Genomic DNA, 23,466 nt, shown 5'->3' with positions numbered 1-23,466 from the left:
GAGTTTCTGAGTGCCTGCAGCTAACTTTATTCACAAAACCACCTGTCGGTTATGCACCAGCAATGATCTGAAAATTGTCCTTCCCTATCCTCAGACCCCGATTGCCGATGAGTACGTTCCAGCATCGCGGCGGGGGGAGCAGCAGGAATATTTCCCGCTCGACGTATATCTCTGCCGGTCGTGTGGACATGTTCAGCTCTGCGATGTGGTTAATCCTGAAGTTCTCTTCGCGAATTACACCTATGAAACATCTGTTTCTCTGGGGTTGGTCGAGCATTTCAGGAAATATGCCGATGAAATCATGATGTACGCATCACCCCCAGCCTCAGGGTTAGTCGTTGACATCGGCAGTAACGACGGCTCATGCTTCGCTTCTTTAAAAACCATGGCCTGCGTGTCCTGGGGATCGATCCGGCAAAAACCATTGCAGAAAAGGCAACCGCTTCGGGGATCGAGACCATCCCCGCCTTTTTCACGAAAGAACTCGCCTGCCTAATCAGGGAAAAACATGGCAGGGCATCCATCATAACGGCAAATAATGTTTTTGCCCATGCCGACAACATGGGAGACATGGCGGACGGCATTGCGGCATTACTGGACCAGGACGGCATATTCTGTTTTGAGGTGTCATATCTCCCCCATATACTGGAAAACAAACTGTTCGATACCATTTATCACGAACATCTCTGCTATCATTCCATAAAACCCCTTCAGACCTTCCTCCAAAGCCACGGACTCGAATTAATCGACTTCATAAACATTCCAACAAAAGGGGGATCTTTCCGGGGGATTGTCCAGCAGGCCGGAGGATTACGCCCTGTAACACCTTCCGTCCGAAGGCAAATCGAGTACGAAAAGGCCAACGCCTATGACCGGGAAGAGACCTTCGAACATTTTGTGTCGGAACTCGATGGCATTAAACAGGAATTGACAGGGTTACTGGAAGATTTGGCTGCAAAAGGCTGCACAATTGCCGGTTATGGGGCCTCGGCAACGGTAACTACCCTGATCTACTACCTCGGTTTGGGAAAATTTCTCCAATATCTGGTCGACGACAACCCCCGCAAGCAGGGTACCTTCAGCCGGGGTTGCATCTGCCGGTTTTGCCCTCAGAGGCGCTGTATGAGATGAAACCCGACGTTGTTGTCATTCTTGCATGGAATTACGCGCAGCCTATCTTGAAAAGACACGAGGCATTTACCAAAGAAGGCGGCAAGTTCATTGTTCCACTACCCGAGGTAAAGGTTATCTGTGAATAGAGCACTGCAATCTCTAAAACCGAATTCAAGAATCCTTCTGGTTGAGCCTCCTTTTTATCGTTTTTTCGGGTATGAGCGCTGGCACTATCCCATTACGCTCACTCTAGTTGGTACTTATCTGGAACAGCAGGGGCATTTTGTACGGATTTTTGATGCAGACAAACCGACCCCCGATTGCAGATCACTGACCCGATTAGAGGTAATGGATAACTATCCGCAGTATGAGGCTGCTCTTTCAGATAGAGAACATCCGATTTGGGAAGAAACCCTTCGTGTCATAAAGGAATTTAATCCCGATGTGGTTGGTTTGACATCAATCACTGCAAAAATTGATTCTGCAAATATCATTGCTGCAATGATAAGAAGGGAGTTGGGAAGAGACATTATCATCATGCTTGGAGGCGCACATGTTCAGGGTATGCTGACAATGCATCCAGAGTATGATTTTGGTGATGTATATGATTTTGTTGTCCCTCGGATACCTGAAATAATCCGCCTTCGGCCAAACAAAAAATTGATCATGCAGCATGAAACTTATTCAGCAGCAAATTTTTCAGGGATCATGACATCTACTGGGTGTCCGAATACATGCACATTCTGTTGTCACTCCTTTGAAAAAAGCCTTGTTTACAGAAATATCAACGATATTCGTATGGAACTGGAAGAAATCAAGGATCGGTATAACGGTGCCGCACCTATTTACATCATGGATGACTGCTTTTTTTCGAACACAAAGCATTTTAGGAGTGTCAGTGCATTGCTGAATGAACTTCAGTTCCAGTTTACCGCTGGTTCCAGGATTATGGCTCTCACCCCTGAAAAGATCGAACTCTTTGCACAACAAGGTGGCATCAAGCTTCTGGTCGGCGTCGAGAGTGGCTCTCAGCGGATTTTGGATAAAGTTGAAAAGAGGTTGCGGATTGAAGAGATCATTTCCCGGACCAGGTGGCTCAATAAAGCCGGTATTCCCTGGTCGGCTTTTTTTGTGGTGGGATTCCCTTTTGAAACGATAGATGACCTAAAGCGCACAGAAGAATTGATTCAGAAAATCAGACCAAGCTTTGTTTCTATGAACAGATTTACCCCCTATCCGGGTACTCAGATTTATAAGGAATATTTTGCTCATAAAACTTGCAGTTCAAAGATTTATTCCAACTGAACCGTGATAGCTGCGTTGAACTGACTGCCGATATGGAAGATTACATTGAGAAAATGTTTGTCTCATTCAACGCATACAACAAGCAGAATGCAATTAAAGTAAATTGACTTCCTAACAGTTTTTACATGGATCCATTTATTATGAAAACATTAGTCCTTAGCATGGATTACAATTGCCAACCAATCAACATAGGCGATTTCATACAAAACTTATTAGTCTGTTCCATCCTTGTTGATAGAAATATTCTTGAAGCGATTGATGTCAACATAATCAATGATCCAGAACTTGAACATGCAGATCCGCAAATTGCCCATTTGCTCTCAGAAGGCAACAAAAAACGGAAAATCTTCGATATCATACAATCACTTCAACTTGTTCCTAACATCAGGAACATTAAATTTTACCGTCAAGCAACTGAAGTGATAGAGCATTACAAAACCACTATTTATCAAAGCCAGGTTTTTTGGCCATCACTGGAACATTTAGCTGAACAAAAATATTTTTTTTATGATGCGGCACAATTAATTTGCAATCATATACTTGAAACCAGGACATATCCGGTTTTAAATTTTTCTGATTTTCAGATAAACAAGGCCCACCAATCTACAGAAATTATGCTTATCCTTTTGTTCCTGTCACAGTAAATTTAAGGAATAATCCTTTTTTCCATGGTGACAGAAATGCGTTGCTTTCTGAGTGGAAAATTTTTTTCGCAACGGCAGCGGACCAATACCCGGTCAAATTTATAATAATTAGTTCTTTCGGCGAAATCGATTCTGAAATATCTAAGCTTAAGAATGTAGTCTATGCAAAGCAGTATTGCACAAGCCTGGTTGACGATTTATCGCTATTGCACCATTCGGCCTTTCATTTGGGAAACCCCTCAGGCCCCTCCTTATTAATATATTTTTCAGAAAAGCCCTATTACATTTTTAATTGGAAGCCCCAGATAGATCTTTACGGCGGGACATTAGTAGATGACACAGGGTCTATCCGATACAGGTTCGCAACCCCATATCAAAACTTTGGTATCATCCCTGAGACAACGGACTCCATTATGTTTGAATTTGACAACATCTGGAGATCAAAGGACTGGCTTGAATGGGCATTTACTGACTTTTACAAAAGAAAAATCGCAGAGGTTGCTTACTGGTTTTAACAGGCACCAAAAATATATGACATAGCAGCTGCGCAAGCTGTAGATTCTGCTGAAGAGCTGCCGGTGGAGAAATGGGAGTCTCGACATTCAATTTTTCAGAAAGAAATAAGGCGAGTTGAAGCTGCACTGAAGGCCTTAGCTGATAGGGAAAATACCTATGAATCTACCATACTCTGTGTACCTGCCTCAGGTCTCTCCCGCTTACCGGAAAGATACAGCTCCTCTGTTCAACAACGACAAGCTTCAAATCCTCAACTGTTTCGTCAGCACCACCTACGACGGTCTCTACCATCTCTGCTTCGACTATCGCAACAGCAGCGGCAGGATATTCACCTCCATGGTGACCCTCCCCTATGGGCAGGAATTGGCGAACCTAAAGCTGACCGACCAGCACGGTAACGAGCTGAATATTTCCGGTGAAAGCCTCTACGCCGTCTTTGCCAACAGCTACGACTTCGCCGCAAGCTCCAGTGAATACTTCGGCAACCCGGCCGCCACCTCCGTCAAGCCGGCCATTGCCTTCACCATCCGTCACTCCTCCATCAAGGGGCCCATCACCGTCTACCGCTACATCAACTGGCTCGCCGAACTTGGCTTCAAGGTCTCCGTCTATTCCGACGACGATCCTCCCGATTGGGTCGAGCTTAAGGCGACTTTCTACAAGATCGTCCACGACAACGGCCGCTACGGGGCCATCACCGAGCCGATTGTCGTCGTCTATTCCCTGTTGGAGCTGCCCCAGGTGCTCCGTTACTGCCACACCAGGGGCAAGCGCATTTTTCACCTCTGCCAGGGGCTGGAGGAGTTCCACGTCACCAGGCCCCCTGCCGGCGAACTGCCCCAGGCCGCTCCCATCTTCCAGATCCTCAATTCCCTGCCGGTGGGGAGGATTGTCGTTTCGCCCCATCTGCAGCTCTATTTCGAGGACCGCTACCGGCAGAGGTGCTTCCCCATCTTCAACGGCATTGACCTGGGCGCCTTTTCGCCGGGGGAAAAACCGGCAAGACCGGCCGGCAGGTACCATATCCTCATCACCGGCGATCCGCAGCATCCGCTCAAGGGAATACCGGTGGTACGCGAGGCGGTTGCCCTGCTTGCCCGGAAGCATCCCGGCCGGCAACTGGTTCTCACCAGCATCAGCGGGCAAGACGTGCCAGAAAAGAGCGACGCCACGGGTTTCACCAGCAGGCTTCAGTCCAGGCTGGAGCCGGAGGAGATGTGCCGGGAGTACCGGGATGCTGATGTCTATGTAAATGCCTCATGGTACGAGGGTTTCGGCCTGCCGTCGCTGGAAGCGATGGCCTGCGGCACACCGGTGGTGCAGGTGGCCAATCACGGCCTGGAGGGCATCATCGAGGACGGCCGGAACTGCTTGCTTGTGGCCGAACAGGATGCTGCAACCATTGCCGAAGCCCTGGAACGGCTGCTGACAGACCACGACCTGCGACAGCGAATCATCGCCGGCGGCATGGCCACCGCAGCTGGATATGCTCTCCCCCATCAATACGGAATGCTAGTTGCAGAGTTCCAGAAGATAACAGGTCGACAACCGGATGCTTGTCTGACAAATAAAAAAATGAAGGAACTTGAGGCTGCCATGGATCATTATCCTAAGGAGTCCGCTGAGAATAGCGGCTTACTGTTTTCCATTCTCGTCCCGTCCTATAATCAGGCCAACTTCCTCCCGGCAACCCTCGACAGCATACTGGCCCAGGATTACCCCAACTGGGAGGCGCTGGTGGTAAACGACGGTTCCACCGACGGCACTGCCGCCGTAATGGAACGATATTCCAGCCTTGATCCCCGGATAAGGACCTTTCACCAGGAAAACGGTGGCGTTGCCTCCGCCCTCAACGTTGGCCTGCAGCATGCCCGCGGCCAATGGATCTGCTGGCTTTCTTCCGATGACCTCTTCGAGCCGGGCAAGCTGTCCCTGCACCTGGAAACCATCCGCAACCATCCCGACGTGCGCTTCATGCACACCAATTATTCCCTCCTCTATGATCAGACAGGAGAAAAGGTGCCGGTGGAGCGGAACGGGGAGGGACTCAACGACCCGGCCCGGCAGCTGGCGGCCTTTCTGGAGGCAAACCAGGTCAACGGCATCAGCATCGCCATCCATCGACAGGTATTTGACCTGGTGGGTCATTTTGATGAACGGCTGCGCAACGGTCAGGACTTTGACATGTGGCTGCGCATCGTCTCCCACTACCAGCCCCTGTATCTAAACGAGAGAACTGTCGTCACCCGCATCCACCCCGCCCAGGGAACCAGTCTTTCCGTTGAAGCCGGCATCTATGACTCGGGCAGGAGCTGCCTCGATTTCCTCAACAACCATCCTTTTCCCGCCCTCTTTCCCAAGGCGGATCTGGGGGACACCAGCCAGTCCCTGCAGGCGGTGCAGTTTACCCTGCATATACTTGCCAATCCCGGTTCGCTGATCAACCTCTGCGGCTACGGTCCGGCTCTGCTGGAACGGATGTACGAATGGCTGACAAGCGCAGGCGAGCAGCTGCAGGCACAGCTTGAAGCACACCTGCCCGGCATCGTCGAAAGCTTTCAGCAGGATTTCTACCCCGAGGAGATCCGCCAGGCCTTTCAACGGTTGCCATCCTCCTTTGGCCAATCCTTTTCCTACAAAAAGCACGATCCCATTCAGGACCTGGAAAGGAAGGCGGAATGCCTCGACCGGGAGCAGAAAATTGCCGAGGCCTCTGCCCTGCGAAAATATCTCGCAAAGGCAACCGGGCGGGATACTTCTTTCGCCACCAATGTCCCCTTCTGGCAGAAACTGCAGGAAGATGGCTATTTCGAAAACCATCCCCTTTATGGCAAAGAACATAACGGCTTGAAGCTGTTCGGAGACGATGATGCCTTTGTACAGCAGTTCCTTCCTCTGAAACGGGAAATGAAGGTCGTGGTCATCGGCTGTGGTTACGGGAGGGAATCGGCGCTGCTGGCACGGCACGTCAAACATGTCTACGGTATCGACGTCAGTCGGACCCTCCTCGACAAAACAGAACGGTTCATGAAAGAGCAGGGCATCGACAACTTCACTGCCGTGCTGGCCGAGGAATGGGAGAAGGTCATTCCCCAGGGAATCGACCTGGTCTACTCCATTGTCGTCTTCCAGCATCTCACCAAGGACCTGGTGCGAAACTACGTCAACGGCCTGGCAAAAAAAATGGCCCCCGGCGGCAGGTTCCTCTGCCAGTTCTGCGATGCGGCAGGTGGGTCCGACGATGCACACCTGGCGGCTTACGAGCCGAATGTCCGTTGGTCTATGGGGGAAATTGAAGAACTGATCCATAACAGCGGGTTGGATAAGGTCACCATCGACGATCAGGAGGTGGCCGAAGGGGTCAGATGGTACTGGGCCTTCTTTGGCGACACCAGTAATGCTTCTTCTGCGCTTGATCGTCCAGTGGAAGGCGAGCAACAGGAATCCCCCGCAGCCGCTTATGCTGCAGCCGTTTCCCTGGCCGATGCCGGCAAGCCGAGCGAGGCGAGCGCCGTACTGGAAAGGCTGGTTTCCCTGCACCCTGAGTTTGCCCTGGCCCATAATGGCCTGGGAGTCCTCTGCTGCAACGGCGGCCAAATGGACAAGGCCCTGTTTCACCATGAGCAGGCGGCACGCCTGGAGCCGGGCAATGCCACCTTCCGGAAAAATCTTGCCGACTTTTACCAGGTCGTTCTTGGCAGGACGGAAGAAGCCCTGCAAATTTATGTGAAGCTTCTGGCAGTGCAGCCGAAGGACCTGGAAGTACTGACGGCTCTCGGCAAACTCTGCATCACCCAGGACAAACTGGATGACGCCGAATATTTTTTCACCCGAGCTCTGGAAATCGAGCCATGGAACATGGACATCCGGCAAAGCTGGAGGCACTGCGAAACTTTGAAAACCAACCGGAGAAAGTTGCTGCAGGGATCAGCGCTGAAGAGCTGTACAGGAAAGCTCAAGGCCTTGCCCGCGAAGGGCTGCCTGTTGAAGCGATGACGGCTCTGCAGGAACTGGTGAGGGCTTACCCGGATTTTGCCCTGGCCCACAATGATCTGGGGGTCCTCTACAGCAATACCGGAGAAATGGAGAAGGCCCTTGCCCACTACGAGGAAGCAGCCCGGCTGGAGCCGGCAAATGTAAACATTCAGAAGAACCTGGCCGACTTGTACCATATTGTGATGGGTAGAACCGAGGAGGCGCTGCAGATCTATGTGAAGCTTTTGGCAGTTCAGCCCAAGGATCTGGAGGTGCTGTCGGCCTTGGCCAACCTCTGCCTTTCACTGGACCGGCTTGACGATGCCGGGTACTTCTTCACCCGCGCCCTTGAGGTCGAGCCATGGAACGCCGAGATCAGGCAGAGTTTGCAAGCACTGGAAGCATTTTCCCCTAGTCAACCTGCACCGTCAGCAGTAACGGCAGAAAGCGGCAGTACCGGCAAGGAATGCCCAGCGGCAGGCCTGGCCCCCGAGATCCTTGCCCTGTATGGGAAGAAGCAGCAGGTTCTTGAGAATGCGCAAATTCAGCCCATCGACATCATCTTCCTCACCTACAACCGCCGGGACTACTTCGAAAAAACCATCAAGCCCTTATCGAACGTACCCGCTATCCTTACCGGATCATCGTCGTCGACAACCACAGCCGGGAAGATTTCCGCCAGTACCTGCAGGATACGGCCATTCTCTATGACCATGTGGTGCTCAATGACGATAACTACTTCACCATGGCTTTTCAGCGCGGCATTGAGCTGGCCAAGTCGGATCCCTACGTGGTCAGCGACCCGGACATCCTGGTCCCGGACCTGGAGGGGAAATGCTGGCTGGAACGGATGCTGGATCTTCACCGGGAGTACCCGGAAATGGGGCTCATCGGCCTGACCCTCGATCCCTCCAACAAACCGGCCAGTCTGCCCGATGTCATCCTCGGCGAGAAGATCGTCTACAATGACAAGATCACCCTGGCCAACGTGGGCACCTGGATGCAGGTCATCAAAAGGAAATACTTCGACGGCAAGTACACCACCGACTGGGAAGCGTGCGAGCAGGTGCGGAAAAACGGCGGCAAGGTGGGCTATGCCCGTGAGTTCATCGCCTATCACCTGGGGTATGACGAGGAGCGGGATCACCCTGATCACCTGGTGGAAAAATATCACCTGTTCAAGGATAAGTTCGGCTCGGACCTGTACAGCATGTACACCGACAGCGAAGAGATCCTGGCGCGGATGGGGGAAAAGCCGGCCGCCTACTATGGATTTTCCCGGCCGGAGGTGCAGGAGTTGGTCAACACAACGGCAAAGCGGATTCTCGATGTTGCTGCGCCGCCGGTGCCATGGGAAGCGAGCTGAAAGCCAGGCTCCAGGCGGAGGTCTGGGGAATCGAGTGCCTGCCGGAAGCGCCGAGCTGGCTGCGAAGAAACTGGACAAGGTATTGACGGGAACGGTTGAGGAAAAGCTGGCGGAAGTACCTGACGGCTACTTCGACACCATCATCTTTGCCGACGTGCTGGAACATCTTCGGGAACCGGCCGCCACCCTCATCGCCGCCCGGGCAAAACTGGCGGCAGGTGGGGAGATCGTCGCCAGCATCCCCAATGTGCGTCACTGGTCAGTGGTGAAGGAGCTCCTTGAAGGGAAATGGGATTACCGGAACGAAGGCATTCTCGACCGCACCCATTTGCGCTTCTTTACCAGAAAAGGAGTAATGGAGCTCTTTGAACAGGCGGGATATAAGTCGACCACCATGAGCGCCACCATGTTGAATGATGTGCAGATTCCCTGCGGGATCCCGAAAGCCCTCGCCGATGCAGGACTGGATGTTTCGACACTGGCAGAGGAGAGCAGGCATTACCAATACCTGCTGCGGGCCGTCCCCATGCAGGCACAGCAGGCAAAACCGGTGCAGAATGCCCTCCCGCCGGAGAAGAAACCAGTCGTACCAGTAAGGACAGCGGTGACCGAACCCCTTACCTCCATTATCATTCTCACATTCAATCAGCTGCAGTTCACTCAGGAATGCGTGGAGAGCATTCAGCGTCACACCCCTGAGCCCCACGAGATCGTCTTCGTCGATAACGGTTCCCATGACGGAACGGTAAAATGGCTGCGACAGCAGGCGAAGGCCCACAACAACTACCGGCTGATCGAGAACAAAAAGAACCTGGGTTTCGCCAAGGGTTGCAACCAGGGAATGGCTGCGGCAAAGGGAGAATACCTGCTCCTGCTCAACAACGACGTGGTGGTGACGGGAGGCTGGCTGGCAGGGATGCTGGCATGCATCAACGCCTCTGCCGATTACGGCATCGTTGGTCCCATGACCAATAACATTGCCGGTCCACAGCAGCTCGCAACGGTGCCTTATGGGAACATGGAGGAGATGCAGGCCTTTGCTGCCCATTTCCGGGCCGGACATGGCCACCGGCGCCTCCCGGTCAAGCTGGTGGTGGGCTTCTGCATGCTGTTCCGCCGTGCCTTGATGGATACCATCGGCACCCTGGATGAAACTTTCGCCATTGGCAATTTCGAAGACGACGACCTGTGCCTGCGGGCCTCACTGGGCGGGCTGCAGTCGGTCATTGCCGGCGATGTCTTTATCCACCACCATGGCAATAAGACCTTCGAGGGGAACAAGATCGACTTTGGGGCGGCCATGGCCGCAAACCGCAAGATCTTCGACCGCAAATGGGACATGACTAAAATGGACAAGGGCGAAGCCTTCCGCCTCGCCAGTCATAACGCGCTGATCAAGGGTGAAGAGAGCTTTCACAAGGGTGACCTGGACCAGGCGGTAAAAGTACTCATCGAGGAAGGAATAAAATTCGCCCCTGCTGACCGCCGTCCCTACCGGCTGCTGACCTCTTTCCTCATTGAGGCGAAACGGTTCGCCGACGCCCTGGCTATCATCAGGGAGATGCCCGGCCATGGCCGGGATGCGGAAAGCCTGGTCATGGAAGGAGTCTGTCGAGAAGGGCTGGAGCAACTTGCTGAAGCCGAGGGCTGCGTCGATAATGCCCTGGCCTTGGAGAGTTCCTTTGCCCCGGCCCTCAACCTGAAGGGGGTGCTCGCCTTCCGTGCCGGAGACCGGTCAAGGGCTGAGGAGCTGTTCACCAGTGCCATGGCAGCCGATCCCGGTTTCGGCGAGGCCTGCACCAACCTTGGTGTGATGCGCTGGTCGGCCCAGGCACACGGCGAAGCGCTGGAGCTGCTGGAAAAGGGCTTCATGCTCAACCCGACGGTAAGCGATGCCATGGACCGGTACCACTCCGCCATCTCCGCCAGCGAGCAGTTCGGCCGCGGGGAAGCAGCCTTCCGTGAAGCACGGGTAATCTTCCCCCACAGCAGGTTGATCACCTTCAAACTGATCGACCTGCTCTTGAACCAGCAGAAATTTGAAGAGGCCATGGCCGAGATCGAACAGGCCATGGTCGGCTTCGGCGCCGACGACGGCATTATCGACGCAGCACTGCACGTGAGGAAAACGCTGGATGGCAGAAGGAACGGCCTCGGGCAGGCGAGCCGGGCAGTATTTCCCTGTGCATGATCGCCAAAGACGAAGCGCCGCACCTGGCCCGGGCACTGGCCAGCGTCAAACCTGTCGTTTCAGAAATGATCGTTGTCGACACCGGCTCCACCGACCGGACCAAAGACATTGCCCGGGCCTTCGGCGCCTCTGTCTTCGATCTTCCCTGGCCGGGAAGCTTTGCCCTGGCCAGAAACGAGTCCCTTGCCAAGCGTCAGGCACATGGATTCTGGTTATGGACGCCGACGAGGTCATTTCCTGCCAGGACCATGGGTTGCTACGACAGCTGACCTCTGGCATGCCGGCGGGATATACGGTGTGCCAGAAGAACTATACTTGTCTGGCCGGCAGCAAAGGATTTCTTTCCCACGACGGAAGATATCCCGAAGAAGAAGCGGGTATCGGTTTCCAACCCAATTTCATTGTCCGCATCTTCCCGAACGACAGTCGCATCAGGTTCGAAAACACCGTCCATGAGCTGGTGGAACCGTCATTGGAAAGGGCCGGCCTGCCTGTTAAAGAAGCAGATCTGTCAATTCATCATTACGGCAAGCTGGACAAGGAGAAACTGCGGAGCAAATGGGAGTTTTATTATCAACTGGGCAAGAAGAAACTTGCCGAGCATCCCAAAGATGTGCAGGCACTGACGGAACTTGCCATTCAGGCTGCAGAACTTGGCAAACATGACGAAGCCCTGGAACTCTGGGGGCAGGTGGTGGAACAGGAACCTGACTCCGCCAATGCCCACTTCAACATGGGCCATGCCTACCTTTGCCAAGGCAGGTATGGCGAGGCGCTCTGCTCATCGAAAAGGGCGGCAGCGCTCGATCCTCACGGGAAAGAAGCGGTGTTCAACTACGGCTGTTGCGAGCTCTATGCAGGCGAGATCGCTTCCGTCGCCGCTCTCCTGGAAAACCTGCTGGTCAACCACCCGGATTATCCTCCGGCTATCGCACTCCTCGCCTCCATCCATTTCTGTTTGGGAGAACAGGACAAAGGAAGGCAGCGATTGCAGCAGGTCAGGGAGATGAACTACGACTGTGGCGATTTCCTCTTTCAGCACGCAAGGTGCTTTATACCCAGGGAGATTCGACTGGAGTCGCCGGCTGCTGGAGGCAGCCATCGACAATGGCGCGGTCACAGCAGAAATCACCCATTTATTAACAGAATGCACACAGAGGGCGGCATAAATGGAACTGTCATTCGCGGGCTTTGTCCGACTGCACGATTTTCTGAAAAAACTGGAAAATGACACCTACCCGGAACTGCCGACGCAGCTCCATACCGAAATAACCAACCAGCAGCTGAACAATCTGTTGGCGAAATACCCGCTTCAGCAGGGGGCGGCCATCCTGGATGTGGGATGCGGCCAGGGACCGGCACTGGACATTTTCCGCGAAAAAGGCTTCGCTCCCTTGGGCATCACCCTTAATGATGAAGATATCGAGGCGTGCAGGAAAAAGGGCCATCAGGTAACCAAAATGGAGCAGTCGTTTTTGGACTATCTCCCGGAAACCTTCGACCTCATCTGGGCCCGGCATGTGATCGAGCACAGCATTTTCCCCCATTTCACCCTGGCCGAATTTGCCCGGGTGCTGAAAGCCGGCGGCCTCCTTTACCTTGAGGTGCCTGCGCCTGAAACGGCCTGCCACCACGAGAACAACCAGAATCACTACAGCATCCTCAACCGCGGCATGTGGGTTTCTCTGCTCGGCCGCAATGGGCTGCAGCTCCTGGAACAGGTGAATTTCAATTTTACCACCGGTCTTGGACCGGATGAATACTGGGGATTCATTTGCAAGAAACAGGCTTGAATACTGCCCCTGAAGAAACCGGTAATCTGCCGGCTACGGCCTTGGTCCGGTTCAATCTTGCCACCATGTTGATGGAGAAAGCCCTGCTTGACGAAGCTGCGAAAAGCCTGGCAGAAGCGCTGGATATCGCCCCCGGATTTGCAGCGGCACATGACAAGCTCGGCTTGATCCTGCAGTGCCTTGGACGCAGGGAAGAAGCCATAGCACATTATGAATGCGCCGCCAAGCTCTCCCCCGGTCGTCCTGAATTTCGGAACAATCTGGTATCTGCCTGGCGGAACAGGCAAGGCATCTCCTGACGGTTAAAGACCTGGACGGGGCTGAAAACGCAGTGATGCAAGCCTTGGAACTGGCGCCCGATCTTGTCGATTTGTACCAGACGCTGGGAGAAATATATCTGGCCGGGGGGGAGCAGCAGAAGGCCATTGAAGCCTTTTACACCGCAGTGCACTATGGTCCGGAAAATGTCCGACTCTGGCAGAGCCTTTTGGCCCACTGCCAGAGTTCCCTTTCCGGCAAGCAGCTGGCCGCCCTGGAAAAAGACCTGCTCACAGCATATGAGCAGTCACCCAATGAGTCCCTGGCAGACATTGCCACCCATCTTATCCTTGCCAGACCAGAGGTTTCAACGCTGCTATCGGCGGCAGCCGATAACCGGCAGCTCTTGACGCTCATGTTTGAGGGAAAGCTCTGGCCGCTGCTCGACGACGGCCTCTTCCTGCGGGTGATGGAATCTTCCCTTCTCTGCAACTGGGAGCTGGAACAGCTCCTCACCGTGCTGCGAAAAAACCTGCTTTTACCCAATCCAAATCATGATCCAGCAGACTTAGCCGGGTACATCCCCTTCCTTTGCAGCCTGGCACAGCTCTGCTTCAGCAACGAATACGTCTTTTATGTCACCGAGGAGGAGCAGACGGCTGTGCGGCAGTTACAGGTCTTTATTGGTGACTGCATTGGCTCCGGGAGCAAGATCCCCCTGTTACGTCTGGTGATTCTGGCCTGCTATCAGCCATTGCACCGGCTGCCTGAATGCCAGTTGCTGACCAGCCTTGTGGACGCAGGAGGTCATCATGAGATGCTGCAAAAAGTGTTCTTGCACCAAGTGGACGAGCCGCTGGCAGAGCAGCGAATGAAGCGCATGATCCCTGCTATCTCGCCCATAGATGCTCTTTCACAGCAGGTACAGGACCAGTATGAAGAAAATCCTTATCCACGCTGGTTCAGTATGGCGCTGCCTGTGCCCCTTCCCATGGACAAGGTGTTCTCGAAACTTTTCCCCCATCTGGTATTTCCCCAAATCCTGAATAATCAACAACCGGCGATTCTCATCGCCGGTTGTGGTACTGGGCGTCACGCCATTACGACTGCTGCCCGATTTGAAGGGGCCAGGGTAACGGCCATGGATCTGAGCAAGGCCAGTCTTGCCTATGCCAAGCGCAAGGCGGAGGAATTCGGGTGTGCCAACATCACCTTCGTCCAAGGGGACATCCTGAACCTTGACCACACGGAGCAGGATTTTGACATTATTGAATGCAGCGGTGTTCTCCACCATATGGCCTCCCCTGAAGAAGGGTGGCGAAAGCTGCTGCGCCGATTGAAGCCGGGGGGATTGATGGGTGTGGCCCTTTACAGCACCATCGCTCGCAGGCATATTGCTGCAGCACGGAATTTCATAGCCGGGCGGAATTACCACCCTGCTCCAGACCATATCCGCCGCTGCCGCAGGGAGATAGCGGCGTTTACCGATGACCAGCTGATCCGCAAGGTAATGGGGAGCAGAGATTTTTACAGCACCAGCGCTTGCCGTGATCTGATTTTCCATGTCCAGGAACATACCTTTGACCTGCTGCAGATTGCTGCAATTATCAAGGGTTTTGACCTGGCTTTCCTTGGTTTTCAACTGGACGCCCAGGTGCTGTTACGCTACAGCAACCGATTTCCCGATGACAGCACCCATAACTCACTGCACCTGTGGCATCTTTTCGAACAGGAGAACCCGGACACCTTCGCCGGCATGTACCAGTTCTGGGTTCAAAGGTCAAGCGAATGACTACTGCCCGGGAGACGACTTACAAGTATATCCGGATCCTCATAAACAAGGGGATGCTTGCTGAAGCAGAGGAGCTACTGGAACAGGTCCTGGCCGAATCGCCGGAGCACCTGGATGCCCTGTTCAGCCTGGGTGCCATCCTCGCCCACAGAGGTGATACCCACAGGGCTGAAACATGCTTCCGCCAGATCGTTGCCCATACCCCCCATGCCCAGGGGTTCTTCCACCTGGCCAATTTACTCTGCAACCAGGGAAAAACTGCCGACGCCGAAACGTTTTACCGGCAGGCGCTTACCCTGGAGCCAGGTTTCTCTCAAGCACTCAACAACCTGGGTTCTGTGCAGAAACCAGGGAAGACTCGAAGAAGCGGCAGGGTATTTCAGACAGGCATTGGCACTGGATCCGGACTACCTGACGGCAAAGGTGAATCTGGGCATCGTCCTCAGACTTCTGCTCAGCTTCAGCGATGCTGCAGCTCTGTTTGAAGAAATTATCGAGGCGCATCCCGAATGTGCCGCCGCATATTTCAACCTTGGCAATACTTTGCTGTCCATGGGGAATGCTGAAGCAGCAGTAACGGCCTATAGAAAAGCCCTCTCCTGTGAACCTGACAACATGGGCGCCTTTGACAATCTGCTCATTGCCATGGCCTTTTCCCCCACTGTCGATGCAGGCCTGCTTTATGACGAACACCTTAGATTCACAACAAAATTCGCTATCCCACTGAAAACTGAAATAAAACCCCATGGCAACCGGGCGGACCCGAACAGGCGATTGAAAATCGGGTATGTTTCAGCAGATTTCAGGCTCCACGCCGTTGCCTACTTCATTGAACCGGTGCTCGCAGCTCACGGACGCGAAAATTTTGAAATTCACTGCTATGCCAATGTGGAGACGCCGGACCGGATCACGGACCACACCATGTCCATGGCCGATCAGTGGCGAAATATTTACGGCATGTCCGACGCCATGGTGGCAGAGTTAATCCGCGAGGACGGCATCGATATTCTCGTGGACCTGGCAGGACACACCTCCGGCCATCGCCTGCTGGTCTTTGCCCGCAAACCTGCTCCAATCCAGGTGGAGTTTATCGGCTATCCCAATACGAGCGGGCTTGATACGATCGATTATTTGATCACAGATGAGATAACTTCGCCGGAAAAGCTGCCGCAACTATTCTCAGAGGAGCCGTTAAGGCTGCCCGAAACCCGCTATTGTTTCAGTCCCGTGATCGCCACGCCGGAGGTCAGCATCCTCCCCATGCAACAAAACGGCTCCATCACCTTGGGCTGCTTCAACAATGTCGCCAAAATAAATCAGCGGGTTATCACCCTTTGGGCCAAAATCCTTCACACACTGCGAGACAGCAGCTGCTCCTCAAAAACCGCCTGTTCGACGATCCCGGATGCGCCAGAACCTTTCAAGACCGATTTGCCCACGCAGGCATCGATCCGGGAAGAATTACGCTGCGGGGCCACTCTTCCCATATGGAAACTCTGCGCGAGTATGGTCTTGTGGACATAGCCCTGGACACGTTCCCTTTTCCCGGCGGGACGACCACCTGTGAGGCATTGTGGATGGGAGTACCTGTGGTGGCAATGAGCGGCGTGACCTTTGCCGAGCGGCAGGCAATAAGTCTGCTTGCCAATGCCGGCCATCGTGAATGGATTGCCACGTCAGAGGAAGAGTATATGGGGATCGTGTTTGACCTGGCTGCCGACCCGGTAAGATTGGCGCAGGTTCGAAGCAATCTTCGACACGAGTTGCAGAGTTCGCCCCTGATGGATGCACCCAGGTTCGTCGCTCTGCTGGAGGATGCATATCGCCGGATGTGGCTGAAGTGGTGCAGGAATCAAGCGTAGAGGAAGGAGAGCTTTTCCAATAACTGTGGATGCCGGTCGTACTGATGGATGGTGTTCACGATCTTTCCTGCGGCATTGGAAAGAAAACCTGCCCCATCAAAAGACATCGAGTCCGAAGACTTGTAGCCGACAGTCATCACCGGTCCATCCTCGTTTGCGAAGATAGCCATGTCCGGAATCTGGCGTGTGTGAATCAGATAGTTATGCACGGCGGTGTCATCACCGGGGATGGTGAAGGGGGGAGTCAGATGTTCGAGCATCACCTTCAGGTACCCCTGGACCTGCGATTTTCCACCGATGATAGTGCCGACACAGGAGATTGGATTATGCCGATTTCCGCCAGGACAGCGTCTCCAAACTTGCTCCGCACCCACTCGCAGTTCATGGGGCAATCGATGATTCTCTTTTCTTCAGCTTCCAGAAAACAGCAGATCTTGCCTGAGAAATCGAACGCAAATGGATCCACCTGAAATACCACATCCCGCACATCGGTCAGCATTACCCCCTCATAGTCCATGTCCTGCCGGGCAAGAAACGCCTGGTAGAGCATGAATCGTGTGATGCTGATAGCCATGCCGGTAAACGGCTCTTCCTGGGGCAGCGTCACCACCTGCACATCGAGCAATCGGAGGTAATGCTTAGTCCGGTCCGATATTCCCGACGCAAAGAAACAAATGTCGCCGGTAAAGCCCGTTTTTCTAAGGGATACTACAAAAGGGCTGATCAGGCTGAAGTCATATCCGGAAACGGCGCCCATCACCAGGTTCTTTTTCATCGGGCAGAGTTACCTCAAATAATAAAGCCCCGCGATCTTTCAGGATGCAGGGCTGTTACAAGCAGTTTTTTCCGTTCATATGTCATCACCGGGACCTGTTCTCAGGCCGGCGGCGATATTCATGTTGATGTCGATCACTATGGTCAATTTTTCCGATTCCGGAAAGGCGATTATTTCGAAAATCCGTTTGTCCACGAAAAGACTGAGACTGAGGATATCTTCCCGCAGCTTTTTCGGCAGAGGGTTATCCGGAACCGAAAGTTCTGCCTGGAAGAAGCTCCAGATCTTCTGGTTGAACTTGAGGGCTTCCTGCAGCTTTTTTTCCCGATCGGCGCATTCCAGTTGTCCTGACAATACTTCAGCATCTGCGCTGCCCTGGTAAGGACTGATGCTTCAAGTTCACGGCCGGTCAATGCTTCCTTCTGAATGTTCGCGTATTCCTTGATCTGGTTAGCCAGCATGTCTGATAAGCTCCTCTTCGTAGTCAATTAGGTCTCGTGTCAGTTTCAGTGCCTGATAATAGTTCCCGCCGACAATGCATTCGCTGATGCTGTCCAGGGTCGGGGTCATGCTGGGAGCAGCATCGACAAGAGCTTTCACCAGTTCCCAGTACGTATTGTTGTAAGTGGATAGGTTTGCTTCATCGATATACATGAGCTGGATGACCAGGTACAGGTTTCGGCAAGGGGTGGTGGCGTCCTGCTCTCCCAGGATGTCCTTCTCCCGAAGAATCGGTACCTTGTTTTCCACATGGAACTCACTGGCCTTGCCGCCATTCCTGATAACGGCGCCGCCGATGATCATGCGTTCATTGGGTTTCAGGGAAATTTTCAGTGCCATCGCAGTCCGTATCCGTGTCGGGGGCTAGGCCAGCAGTTTCTGCGCATCCGCTGCAAGTCCCGACTGTCTCTCGCCAAGGGTCTTTACTGCTGCATCCAGATGGCCCAAGGCTTCATAGATCTGGTCATCTGTGGCATCGTCTCCGGGATGGTCCGGCAGTACCGGGATGTCCAAACCAGTGGGACCGGTATGCACTTCCTGTGCATTGATTTTCACCGGGACCCCCTTCTCGTTGGTGACGTTGATGCCACTGATACCGGCAACAGCCGGGTCACCCACTATTTTAGCATACTCCGTGCCATCGGGTGGCGGTGGCGGCATTGTCAGATCGTCGATCTGCTTGCGCAGGGAGTTATAGCTCATAAGGAGTTTGATCCGCTCATCACTGCCATGGGGAAAGGGGGATAGTTCTTGACGATTGTTTCCAGGCTTTCCTTCATTTTTGACAGGTTCTTCCCAACGGCATCCATCACCTCATCAGCGGCATGAATGGCCCTGGCCGCTACAGCAATAGCTTCCTTGGTGGAGTTGATCCGGGCGAACTCCGATTTTGCCTCTCCTGAAGCAACAAATGCCACGGAATCCCCCGCAGCATTTTTTTCTTCAGCATTCCGTTTTGTGCGTCAACTGTTTGACCTGTAGCCGTTGTGCGGGGCAAATTTGACAGCACAGGGTCATTGTTTATGGGTTGTATGGCCATGGAGTCACCCCCTAAAAAAAAGAGGTGGAGGGGAATTCTCCCCTCCACCCGATTCTGCCGTTATTAGAACAACCGGAGGATCGACTGCGCTGCCTGAGAAGAAAGGCTCAGGGCTGTGGTACCCAAAGACTGACGGGTCTGCAGCATCAGCATGTTGGCGCCTTCCTGGTTCATATCGGCCAGGGTCAGGTTATCCGCGCCGGTGCTCAAGGTGTTGATCATGCTGCTGGTGAAATCCTGGCGGGTAGTAATGATGTTCAGGTTAGCCGACAGGGTCTGGGTTTTGGACCGCAGGGTCGTGATGGCCGAATCCATCTTGCCGGAGTCGGTGCTGATATCGGTATCGGCGGACCAGCTGTTCGAGTTTGCGCTCATGGCAAGGCCCGTAGAGTTGGCGCTGAACCCGGAAACTGACAGCGTTGAAGTTGCGTCTTCATTGAAGTTGACGGTGATATTCTGGTTTTGCAGCAGGTTCTTTCCGCCATAGGAGGAGTCGGAGGCCAGTTTGTCGATCTGTCCACGTAGCGTATCGTACTGGCCGGCCAAGCTGGCGCGGGTTGTCGTGTTGGAAGTGGAAAGAGCCGAGGTTGCAAGACCTTTGGCGGACTCGATCAGGCTTGTGATAGCTGTAATACCTGCGTTGGCGGCTTTTACCTGCTGAACTGCCTCACTCATACCGTCTTTACGGGCATCGAGGTCGCCGGCGCGCTGTGAATAGCTCTGGGCGGCAAAGTAGTTGGTCGGATTGTCGAGTGCGGAGTTAACTTTTTTGCCTGAAGAGAGACGGTCCTGGGTACGGTTGAGAAGATCGGAAGTTTTCTGCATGGTAAGAAGATTACTTCTCATGCCTGCGGTCAATGATACGTCGTTGATAGCCATGGTGATTCTCCTTTTCTAGGTTTTTTTCGGCATTCTTGCCGATTGTTGCGCCGGTTACCCGGCTTGTCTTGATGCAGTCGAGGCTCACGATTCTTCGTGGCCCCGGTGACCCGGTCTCACATTCTGCATTTAGAAATCTCTTCGGTGTTGGATCGGGTAACTTTAGGAGAAAAAACACCTGGTTACATTTTTTTTCTTTCATCTTGGACAAGACGTTGTTTATGCCGCTGCAACATGCCCAGCAGCATGGCGCTGATCCTGGAATAGCGGCAGTACTTTTCCCAGACCTGTCTGGCCCGGTGACAGCGGCCAAGGAGCTCAGTCTCGCTCTGTCGCGATATCCACTCGTAGAGCAGCTGGCCGGCCCGGTATATCTCCCGCTCAGGAATTCTCATGATGAAGGCGTCATAGTCAATATGGGAAGCAAACGGCAGGATACAGCCATCACCCACAAGAACCGGGATCCGCCCCATGGACATGGCTTCGAAAAAACGGAACGTATTTTCTCCTGTCCCGCGGGGGCAGAGTACCGTCAGGGACCGGGCCATATATTCCAGGAACCGGGCCCTTCGACGGGGTAACTCGTCCTCCGGGGAATGGCCGTAGAAGCGCTCGCTTGTGTCCAGATAGCTGACCAGGCGTTTCTCCCTCATCATGCTGTCCATGAGAAGGCTGCGGATTGGACTGGAGCCGGTGAAGCCTATAAAACAGGTATGATAATCCATGCGGGCAAGGTCGTAGTGGAGATAGCTGCTAAAGTCCTCGGTGCGGTAAGGGAAAACGTAGGTGCATGGGTCGGCGTTTAAGGCAGAGGCACTGGTCCTGAAGATGACCGATTTGATGCCCAACGGATCACTGTTGTCGTGAACGGTCAGAAAGACATGCTTCTCCTCGTGGGTGGCAAAATGGGGAAGCTGGTGAAGAAAGCGAGCCGTACCCTCGCCGCCGAAATTCTCCAGCAGCTCGTCGATCCGCTCGGGGAAAACTATGAAATCTGCATCTGCAGGTGAATCGACCTCATCATAGCTATCCCGGCATGGGGAGACAGGCTTGCCCAATTCATCTTCCTGCCAGATGCTCAGCACATCGTAGCGGGGGCCCGCAACCTCCTGCCGCTCCTGGGGATCGTCATAGAGCAGGGGGATTTTCATTGCATGGAGCAAAGGGGGCAGCAAATAATCAATCCCCAAACGGTAGAAGTAGAGTTTCAGCCGGGGAGCGGTACGCTCTTGAAGAGCGGCCTCCACCCGCGCCATTACCGATGACCAGTCCCCCTCCTGCTCCTGACGGAACAGGCGTATGGACGGATACCAGGGGCTGTCGTCGCGATCCAGGAGCCAGCGCCAGTCAGCAGACCGGCAAAGCAGTGTCCACACCTCTTTTCCCAAAGCTCCGGCCAAATGACATACCGAGGTGTCGATGGAGATGATCAGGTCCAGATTGGCAATGAACGCGGCTGTATCGCCAAAGTCCTTAATCAGGGAAGTCAGATCCCTGATCTGCCCGCCGAAGGGCACCGTTTCCAGCTGCTCTCTTCCTTCCCCCATCTGCAGCGTATACCAGCTGATCCCGGCGATGCCGAACAGGGATGCAAAGTACTCCAGAGGACAGGCACGGCGGCGGTTTTTCTCCGTATTCAGCCGGCCCGACCAGACCAGTCCCACCTTGAATCCAAGATCATCCTCAAGCCGTCGCGCCCAATCCTTCACCTTCTGCTGTTCAGGCTGCAGGTAGGGCACTTGACCCGGAATAGTCTCCAGTTCAGTCCCCAGAACCAGCGGCAGCGACATCAAGTATATGCAGGTGAAATTCGGGCCAGGCATCGCCGTCGACCAGCACCCTGTCCACCCCGTCCACGCTTGCCAGCAATCCCCTCAACTCGGGAGGACCAGCCACAATGACTCCTCCGCCACGACCTGCAACCATGGGTACGTAACGGATGAATTGAATTATGTCGCCAAAGCCCTGTTCCATATGGACCAACAGCGTCCGGCCGGGAAAAGGGCTGCCATCCCACTGGGGCTGGCTGAAATGTCTCCTGGGGGTACTGAAGCCCTTGGTCACCCAGCGCCACTCGTATTCCTGCCAGCCCTCGCGAAATTTCCCGGTGAGGAGATGCAGCAGCGCCAGGTTGAAGTGTGCCTCTGCATAATCGGGACGGACAAGAATTGCCCTCCGGTTGCAGGTTATGGCATCCGACCAGTTCCGCTGTTCTTCCAGGGCAAAGCCAGATTGTACCACGCCTCGGCATACTGTGGATTGAGAGCAAGGGCCTTGCGGAAAAGCTCCGTCGCCGTCTCCAGGTCTCCAGCCATCTGCACGACAACGGCCAGGTTGTTCCACGGCTCGGCGTTTTCCGGGTCCAGGGCGATGAATCGTTGGAAGATGGCCTTGGCCTCATCAAGGAGTCCGCTCTCAACATAGGCGAGCCCCAGGTTGTTGAGAACTGCAGGCTGCCGTGGAGCAAGTTGCAGCGCCTGCAGATAGGCGGCAATGGCCCCGTCGTAATCTCCTCGTGTGGCGTTGGCATTGCCCGAACGGTAAAAGTCTTCGGCACTGGTCAAGGCAGCTTCTCCTGCAGGGCCTTCTTCACCTCCACCAATACCCCCTGCCAGTCTCCCGGCTGTTTTTGTCGGAAGAGCCGCATGGTCGGGTACCAGGGGCTGTCGCTGCGCTCAAGCATCCAACGCCAGTCGGGAGCATAGTGGAGCAGGGTCCACACCGGCCGGGCCAGTGCCCCGGCCAGATGGGCAACCGAAGTATCGATGGTGACAACAAGATCCAGATTGGCTATGAGGGCGGCGGTGTCGGCAAAATCCCTTATGTGCGACGTCAAGTCGACCAGCTTGCCCTGGGCTATCCATGGAGCAGCCTGGTCTGCATCGGGGCCTATCTGGAGACTATAGAGGGTGACCCCTGGAATTTCGGCCAGGGGGGCAAAAACCTCCAAACCGCAGGTCCGCTTGCGGTTGCGCACCAGGTTCTGTCTACCGGCCCAGACGATCCCCACCTTAAGACCACCATCGCCCCCCATCCTTCGCTGGAAGCTCTCCAGGCGGGCCGGTTCTGGGATCAAGTAAGGAACGTCTGTCGGAATGTTTTCCAGAGTAGTGCCGAACAGCAGCGGCAGGCTCATGAGGGGGAAATAGCAATCAGCCTGTGGCAGCGTTTCTCCCGCGACAAAGGCTTCCTTGACCATCGGCACCCGTTCCAGGGCCGGCTTCAGGGCTGCGCTCTGACATTCGACCAGAACAGTACCTCCCCTGCCTGCGACCAAGGCGGCATAACGTACAAATTGAAAGGCATCCCCGGCCCCCTGTTCGGAGACAAGAATGATCTTCTTGCCGCCCAAGGGCTCCCCATCCCAGAGAGGAAGCGGCAGCTCTCGGCGCGGCACCGGTACGCTCTTTTTCCAGCGCCATTCATAACCCTGCCAGCCGTCCATGAACGCCCCTTT

At 54.2% G+C, this 23,466-nt stretch carries 24 protein-coding genes and 6 pseudogenes; 18 read left to right on the top strand and 12 right to left on the bottom strand.

All coding sequences use genetic code 11. From position 1 onward, the window contains the following. Nucleotides 1-10: 10 nt before the first annotated feature. The 18 genes and pseudogenes from JCM15764_RS27650 to JCM15764_RS01425 all read left to right on the top strand — a co-directional run. Nucleotides 11-169, top strand: a pseudogene (locus tag JCM15764_RS27650) (hypothetical protein); the annotation flags it as partial. A gap of 194 nt (nucleotides 170-363) precedes the next feature. Continuing rightward, nucleotides 364-1,259 (top strand): annotated as a pseudogene (locus JCM15764_RS01495) (methyltransferase domain-containing protein). After that, nucleotides 1,252-2,418 carry a B12-binding domain-containing radical SAM protein gene (locus JCM15764_RS01490; protein WP_243688136.1) on the top strand — a complete coding sequence of 389 codons (1,167 nt, stop codon included), beginning with the start codon at nucleotides 1,252-1,254 and terminating at the stop codon, nucleotides 2,416-2,418. Before JCM15764_RS01495 ends, JCM15764_RS01490 begins: the two are co-directional and overlap by 8 nt. Before the next feature lie 140 nt (nucleotides 2,419-2,558). Further along, nucleotides 2,559-3,062 (top strand): hypothetical protein, encoded by a 504-nt coding sequence (locus JCM15764_RS01485; protein ID WP_243688135.1) that lies wholly within the window; start codon nucleotides 2,559-2,561, stop codon nucleotides 3,060-3,062. Nucleotides 3,063-3,103: 41 nt separating this feature from the next. Then, a complete protein-coding gene (locus JCM15764_RS01480; protein ID WP_054691849.1) occupies nucleotides 3,104-3,577 on the top strand; it encodes a hypothetical protein in 474 nt (157 codons plus the stop codon). A 157-nt stretch (nucleotides 3,578-3,734) separates the two neighbouring features. Then, on the top strand, nucleotides 3,735-7,574 hold the full coding sequence (locus tag JCM15764_RS21125; RefSeq protein WP_243688134.1) for a glycosyltransferase: 3,840 nt from the start codon (nucleotides 3,735-3,737) through the stop codon (nucleotides 7,572-7,574). Continuing rightward, nucleotides 7,571-7,921: pseudogene (locus tag JCM15764_RS27645) on the top strand (tetratricopeptide repeat protein); the annotation flags it as partial. The gene JCM15764_RS21125 and the pseudogene JCM15764_RS27645, both read left to right, overlap by 4 nt. Nucleotides 7,922-8,166: 245 nt before the next feature. Continuing rightward, a pseudogene (locus JCM15764_RS27640) lies at nucleotides 8,167-8,391 on the top strand (glycosyltransferase family 2 protein); the annotation flags it as partial. Between the two features lie 42 nt (nucleotides 8,392-8,433). Beyond that, complete coding sequence (locus JCM15764_RS01465; RefSeq protein WP_054691837.1) at nucleotides 8,434-8,919, top strand: hypothetical protein; 486 nt, start codon at nucleotides 8,434-8,436, stop codon at nucleotides 8,917-8,919. A gap of 34 nt (nucleotides 8,920-8,953) precedes the next feature. After that, a complete protein-coding gene (locus tag JCM15764_RS01460; RefSeq protein ID WP_054691835.1) occupies nucleotides 8,954-11,110 on the top strand; it encodes a glycosyltransferase in 2,157 nt (718 codons plus the stop codon). Continuing rightward, complete coding sequence (locus JCM15764_RS01455) at nucleotides 11,107-11,379, top strand: glycosyltransferase (RefSeq protein WP_054691833.1); 273 nt, start codon at nucleotides 11,107-11,109, stop codon at nucleotides 11,377-11,379. Before JCM15764_RS01460 ends, JCM15764_RS01455 begins: the two co-directional genes overlap by 4 nt. Further along, nucleotides 11,325-12,341, top strand: a complete 1,017-nt coding sequence (locus JCM15764_RS01450; RefSeq protein ID WP_243688133.1) for a tetratricopeptide repeat protein — start codon at nucleotides 11,325-11,327, stop codon at nucleotides 12,339-12,341. The genes JCM15764_RS01455 and JCM15764_RS01450 overlap by 55 nt, the downstream gene beginning before the upstream one ends. Beyond that, nucleotides 12,280-12,903, top strand: coding sequence for a class I SAM-dependent methyltransferase (locus tag JCM15764_RS01445; protein ID WP_054691825.1), 624 nt, complete (start codon nucleotides 12,280-12,282; stop codon nucleotides 12,901-12,903). The genes JCM15764_RS01450 and JCM15764_RS01445 overlap by 62 nt, the downstream gene beginning before the upstream one ends. Further along, nucleotides 12,900-13,202 (top strand): tetratricopeptide repeat protein, encoded by a 303-nt coding sequence (locus tag JCM15764_RS01440; protein WP_054691819.1) that lies wholly within the window; start codon nucleotides 12,900-12,902, stop codon nucleotides 13,200-13,202. Before JCM15764_RS01445 ends, JCM15764_RS01440 begins: the two co-directional genes overlap by 4 nt. Nucleotides 13,203-13,237: 35 nt before the next feature. After that, the gene (locus tag JCM15764_RS01435; protein WP_054691816.1) at nucleotides 13,238-14,953 is read left to right on the top strand and encodes a class I SAM-dependent methyltransferase; all 1,716 of its coding nucleotides are present in this window, start codon (nucleotides 13,238-13,240) and stop codon (nucleotides 14,951-14,953) included. Then, nucleotides 14,950-15,222, top strand: a pseudogene (locus JCM15764_RS27635) (tetratricopeptide repeat protein); the annotation flags it as partial. The gene JCM15764_RS01435 and the pseudogene JCM15764_RS27635, both read left to right, overlap by 4 nt. Further along, the gene (locus JCM15764_RS01430; protein WP_054691813.1) at nucleotides 15,161-16,477 is read left to right on the top strand and encodes an O-linked N-acetylglucosamine transferase, SPINDLY family protein; all 1,317 of its coding nucleotides are present in this window, start codon (nucleotides 15,161-15,163) and stop codon (nucleotides 16,475-16,477) included. The pseudogene JCM15764_RS27635 and the gene JCM15764_RS01430, both read left to right, overlap by 62 nt. After that, a complete protein-coding gene (locus JCM15764_RS01425) occupies nucleotides 16,441-16,815 on the top strand; it encodes an O-linked N-acetylglucosamine transferase family protein (protein WP_369412217.1) in 375 nt (124 codons plus the stop codon). Before JCM15764_RS01430 ends, JCM15764_RS01425 begins: the two co-directional genes overlap by 37 nt. On the opposite strand, the gene JCM15764_RS01420 is transcribed toward JCM15764_RS01425, so the two are convergent. The 12 genes and pseudogenes from JCM15764_RS01420 to JCM15764_RS01370 form a co-directional block, all read right to left on the bottom strand. Beyond that, on the bottom strand, nucleotides 16,806-17,078 hold the full coding sequence (locus tag JCM15764_RS01420) for a hypothetical protein (RefSeq protein WP_054691808.1): 273 nt from the start codon (nucleotides 17,076-17,078) through the stop codon (nucleotides 16,806-16,808). The two genes, JCM15764_RS01425 and JCM15764_RS01420, sit on opposite strands and share 10 nt — an antisense overlap. Nucleotides 17,079-17,080: 2 nt before the next feature. Further along, nucleotides 17,081-17,590, bottom strand: coding sequence for a hypothetical protein (locus tag JCM15764_RS01415; protein ID WP_054691805.1), 510 nt, complete (start codon nucleotides 17,588-17,590; stop codon nucleotides 17,081-17,083). A gap of 75 nt (nucleotides 17,591-17,665) precedes the next feature. Beyond that, nucleotides 17,666-17,944 carry a flagellar biosynthesis regulator FlaF gene (flaF, locus tag JCM15764_RS01410; RefSeq protein ID WP_279384195.1) on the bottom strand — a complete coding sequence of 93 codons (279 nt, stop codon included), beginning with the start codon at nucleotides 17,942-17,944 and terminating at the stop codon, nucleotides 17,666-17,668. 32 nt (nucleotides 17,945-17,976) lie between these two features. Next, nucleotides 17,977-18,051: pseudogene (locus tag JCM15764_RS25805) on the bottom strand (flagellar biosynthesis regulator FlaF); the annotation flags it as partial. Next, on the bottom strand, nucleotides 18,041-18,430 hold the full coding sequence (locus JCM15764_RS01405) for a flagellar biosynthesis repressor FlbT (protein ID WP_054691802.1): 390 nt from the start codon (nucleotides 18,428-18,430) through the stop codon (nucleotides 18,041-18,043). The pseudogene JCM15764_RS25805 and the gene JCM15764_RS01405, both read right to left, overlap by 11 nt. A 24-nt stretch (nucleotides 18,431-18,454) precedes the next feature. Beyond that, nucleotides 18,455-18,793, bottom strand: coding sequence for a hypothetical protein (locus JCM15764_RS01400; protein WP_054691799.1), 339 nt, complete (start codon nucleotides 18,791-18,793; stop codon nucleotides 18,455-18,457). Continuing rightward, complete coding sequence (locus JCM15764_RS01395; RefSeq protein WP_054691796.1) at nucleotides 18,790-19,008, bottom strand: hypothetical protein; 219 nt, start codon at nucleotides 19,006-19,008, stop codon at nucleotides 18,790-18,792. Before JCM15764_RS01395 ends, JCM15764_RS01400 begins: the two co-directional genes overlap by 4 nt. Before the next feature lie 185 nt (nucleotides 19,009-19,193). Further along, on the bottom strand, nucleotides 19,194-20,009 hold the full coding sequence (locus JCM15764_RS01390; protein ID WP_054691793.1) for a flagellin N-terminal helical domain-containing protein: 816 nt from the start codon (nucleotides 20,007-20,009) through the stop codon (nucleotides 19,194-19,196). Between the two features lie 182 nt (nucleotides 20,010-20,191). Continuing rightward, nucleotides 20,192-21,799 carry an exostosin domain-containing protein gene (locus tag JCM15764_RS01385; RefSeq protein WP_054691790.1) on the bottom strand — a complete coding sequence of 536 codons (1,608 nt, stop codon included), beginning with the start codon at nucleotides 21,797-21,799 and terminating at the stop codon, nucleotides 20,192-20,194. Next, nucleotides 21,771-22,250 (bottom strand): tetratricopeptide repeat protein, encoded by a 480-nt coding sequence (locus tag JCM15764_RS01380; RefSeq protein WP_054691785.1) that lies wholly within the window; start codon nucleotides 22,248-22,250, stop codon nucleotides 21,771-21,773. The genes JCM15764_RS01385 and JCM15764_RS01380 overlap by 29 nt, the downstream gene beginning before the upstream one ends. After that, entirely contained in the window at nucleotides 22,196-22,573 is a 378-nt protein-coding gene (locus JCM15764_RS01375) for a tetratricopeptide repeat protein (protein ID WP_054691783.1), read from the bottom strand. Before JCM15764_RS01375 ends, JCM15764_RS01380 begins: the two co-directional genes overlap by 55 nt. Beyond that, nucleotides 22,570-23,454, bottom strand: coding sequence for a glycosyltransferase family 9 protein (locus JCM15764_RS01370; protein WP_243688132.1), 885 nt, complete (start codon nucleotides 23,452-23,454; stop codon nucleotides 22,570-22,572). Before JCM15764_RS01370 ends, JCM15764_RS01375 begins: the two co-directional genes overlap by 4 nt. Nucleotides 23,455-23,466: the final 12 nt, after the last annotated feature.

Origin of the sequence: Geotalea toluenoxydans JCM 15764 (assembly GCF_001311985.1) — a bacterium.
Lineage (GTDB): Bacteria > Desulfobacterota > Desulfuromonadia > Geobacterales > Geobacteraceae > Geotalea > Geotalea toluenoxydans.
Note: the sequence above shows the minus strand (reverse complement) of the source record. Positions and strands in the feature narration are given on the sequence as shown.

What these genes read in the sequence shown, in the direction of transcription:
- JCM15764_RS01485 (WP_243688135.1), top strand. Translation starts at nt 2,559, where the DNA reads ATGAAAACATTAGTCCTTAGCATGGATTACAATTGCCAACCAATCAAC.
- JCM15764_RS21125 (WP_243688134.1), top strand. Translation starts at nt 3,735, where the DNA reads ATGAATCTACCATACTCTGTGTACCTGCCTCAGGTCTCTCCCGCTTAC.
- JCM15764_RS01465 (WP_054691837.1), top strand. Translation starts at nt 8,434, where the DNA reads ATGGGGCTCATCGGCCTGACCCTCGATCCCTCCAACAAACCGGCCAGT.
- JCM15764_RS01455 (WP_054691833.1), top strand. Translation starts at nt 11,107, where the DNA reads ATGATCGCCAAAGACGAAGCGCCGCACCTGGCCCGGGCACTGGCCAGC.
- JCM15764_RS01450 (WP_243688133.1), top strand. Translation starts at nt 11,325, where the DNA reads ATGGACGCCGACGAGGTCATTTCCTGCCAGGACCATGGGTTGCTACGA.
- JCM15764_RS01445 (WP_054691825.1), top strand. Translation starts at nt 12,280, where the DNA reads ATGGAACTGTCATTCGCGGGCTTTGTCCGACTGCACGATTTTCTGAAA.
- JCM15764_RS01435 (WP_054691816.1), top strand. Translation starts at nt 13,238, where the DNA reads ATGCAAGCCTTGGAACTGGCGCCCGATCTTGTCGATTTGTACCAGACG.
- JCM15764_RS01430 (WP_054691813.1), top strand. Translation starts at nt 15,161, where the DNA reads ATGCCCAGGGGTTCTTCCACCTGGCCAATTTACTCTGCAACCAGGGAA.
- JCM15764_RS01425 (WP_369412217.1), top strand. Translation starts at nt 16,441, where the DNA reads ATGGAAACTCTGCGCGAGTATGGTCTTGTGGACATAGCCCTGGACACG.
- JCM15764_RS01415 (WP_054691805.1), bottom strand. Translation starts at nt 17,590, where the DNA reads ATGAAAAAGAACCTGGTGATGGGCGCCGTTTCCGGATATGACTTCAGC.
- JCM15764_RS01405 (WP_054691802.1), bottom strand. Translation starts at nt 18,430, where the DNA reads ATGGCACTGAAAATTTCCCTGAAACCCAATGAACGCATGATCATCGGC.
- JCM15764_RS01400 (WP_054691799.1), bottom strand. Translation starts at nt 18,793, where the DNA reads ATGAGCTATAACTCCCTGCGCAAGCAGATCGACGATCTGACAATGCCG.
- JCM15764_RS01390 (WP_054691793.1), bottom strand. Translation starts at nt 20,009, where the DNA reads ATGGCTATCAACGACGTATCATTGACCGCAGGCATGAGAAGTAATCTT.
- JCM15764_RS01385 (WP_054691790.1), bottom strand. Translation starts at nt 21,799, where the DNA reads ATGTCGCTGCCGCTGGTTCTGGGGACTGAACTGGAGACTATTCCGGGT.
- JCM15764_RS01370 (WP_243688132.1), bottom strand. Translation starts at nt 23,454, where the DNA reads ATGGACGGCTGGCAGGGTTATGAATGGCGCTGGAAAAAGAGCGTACCG.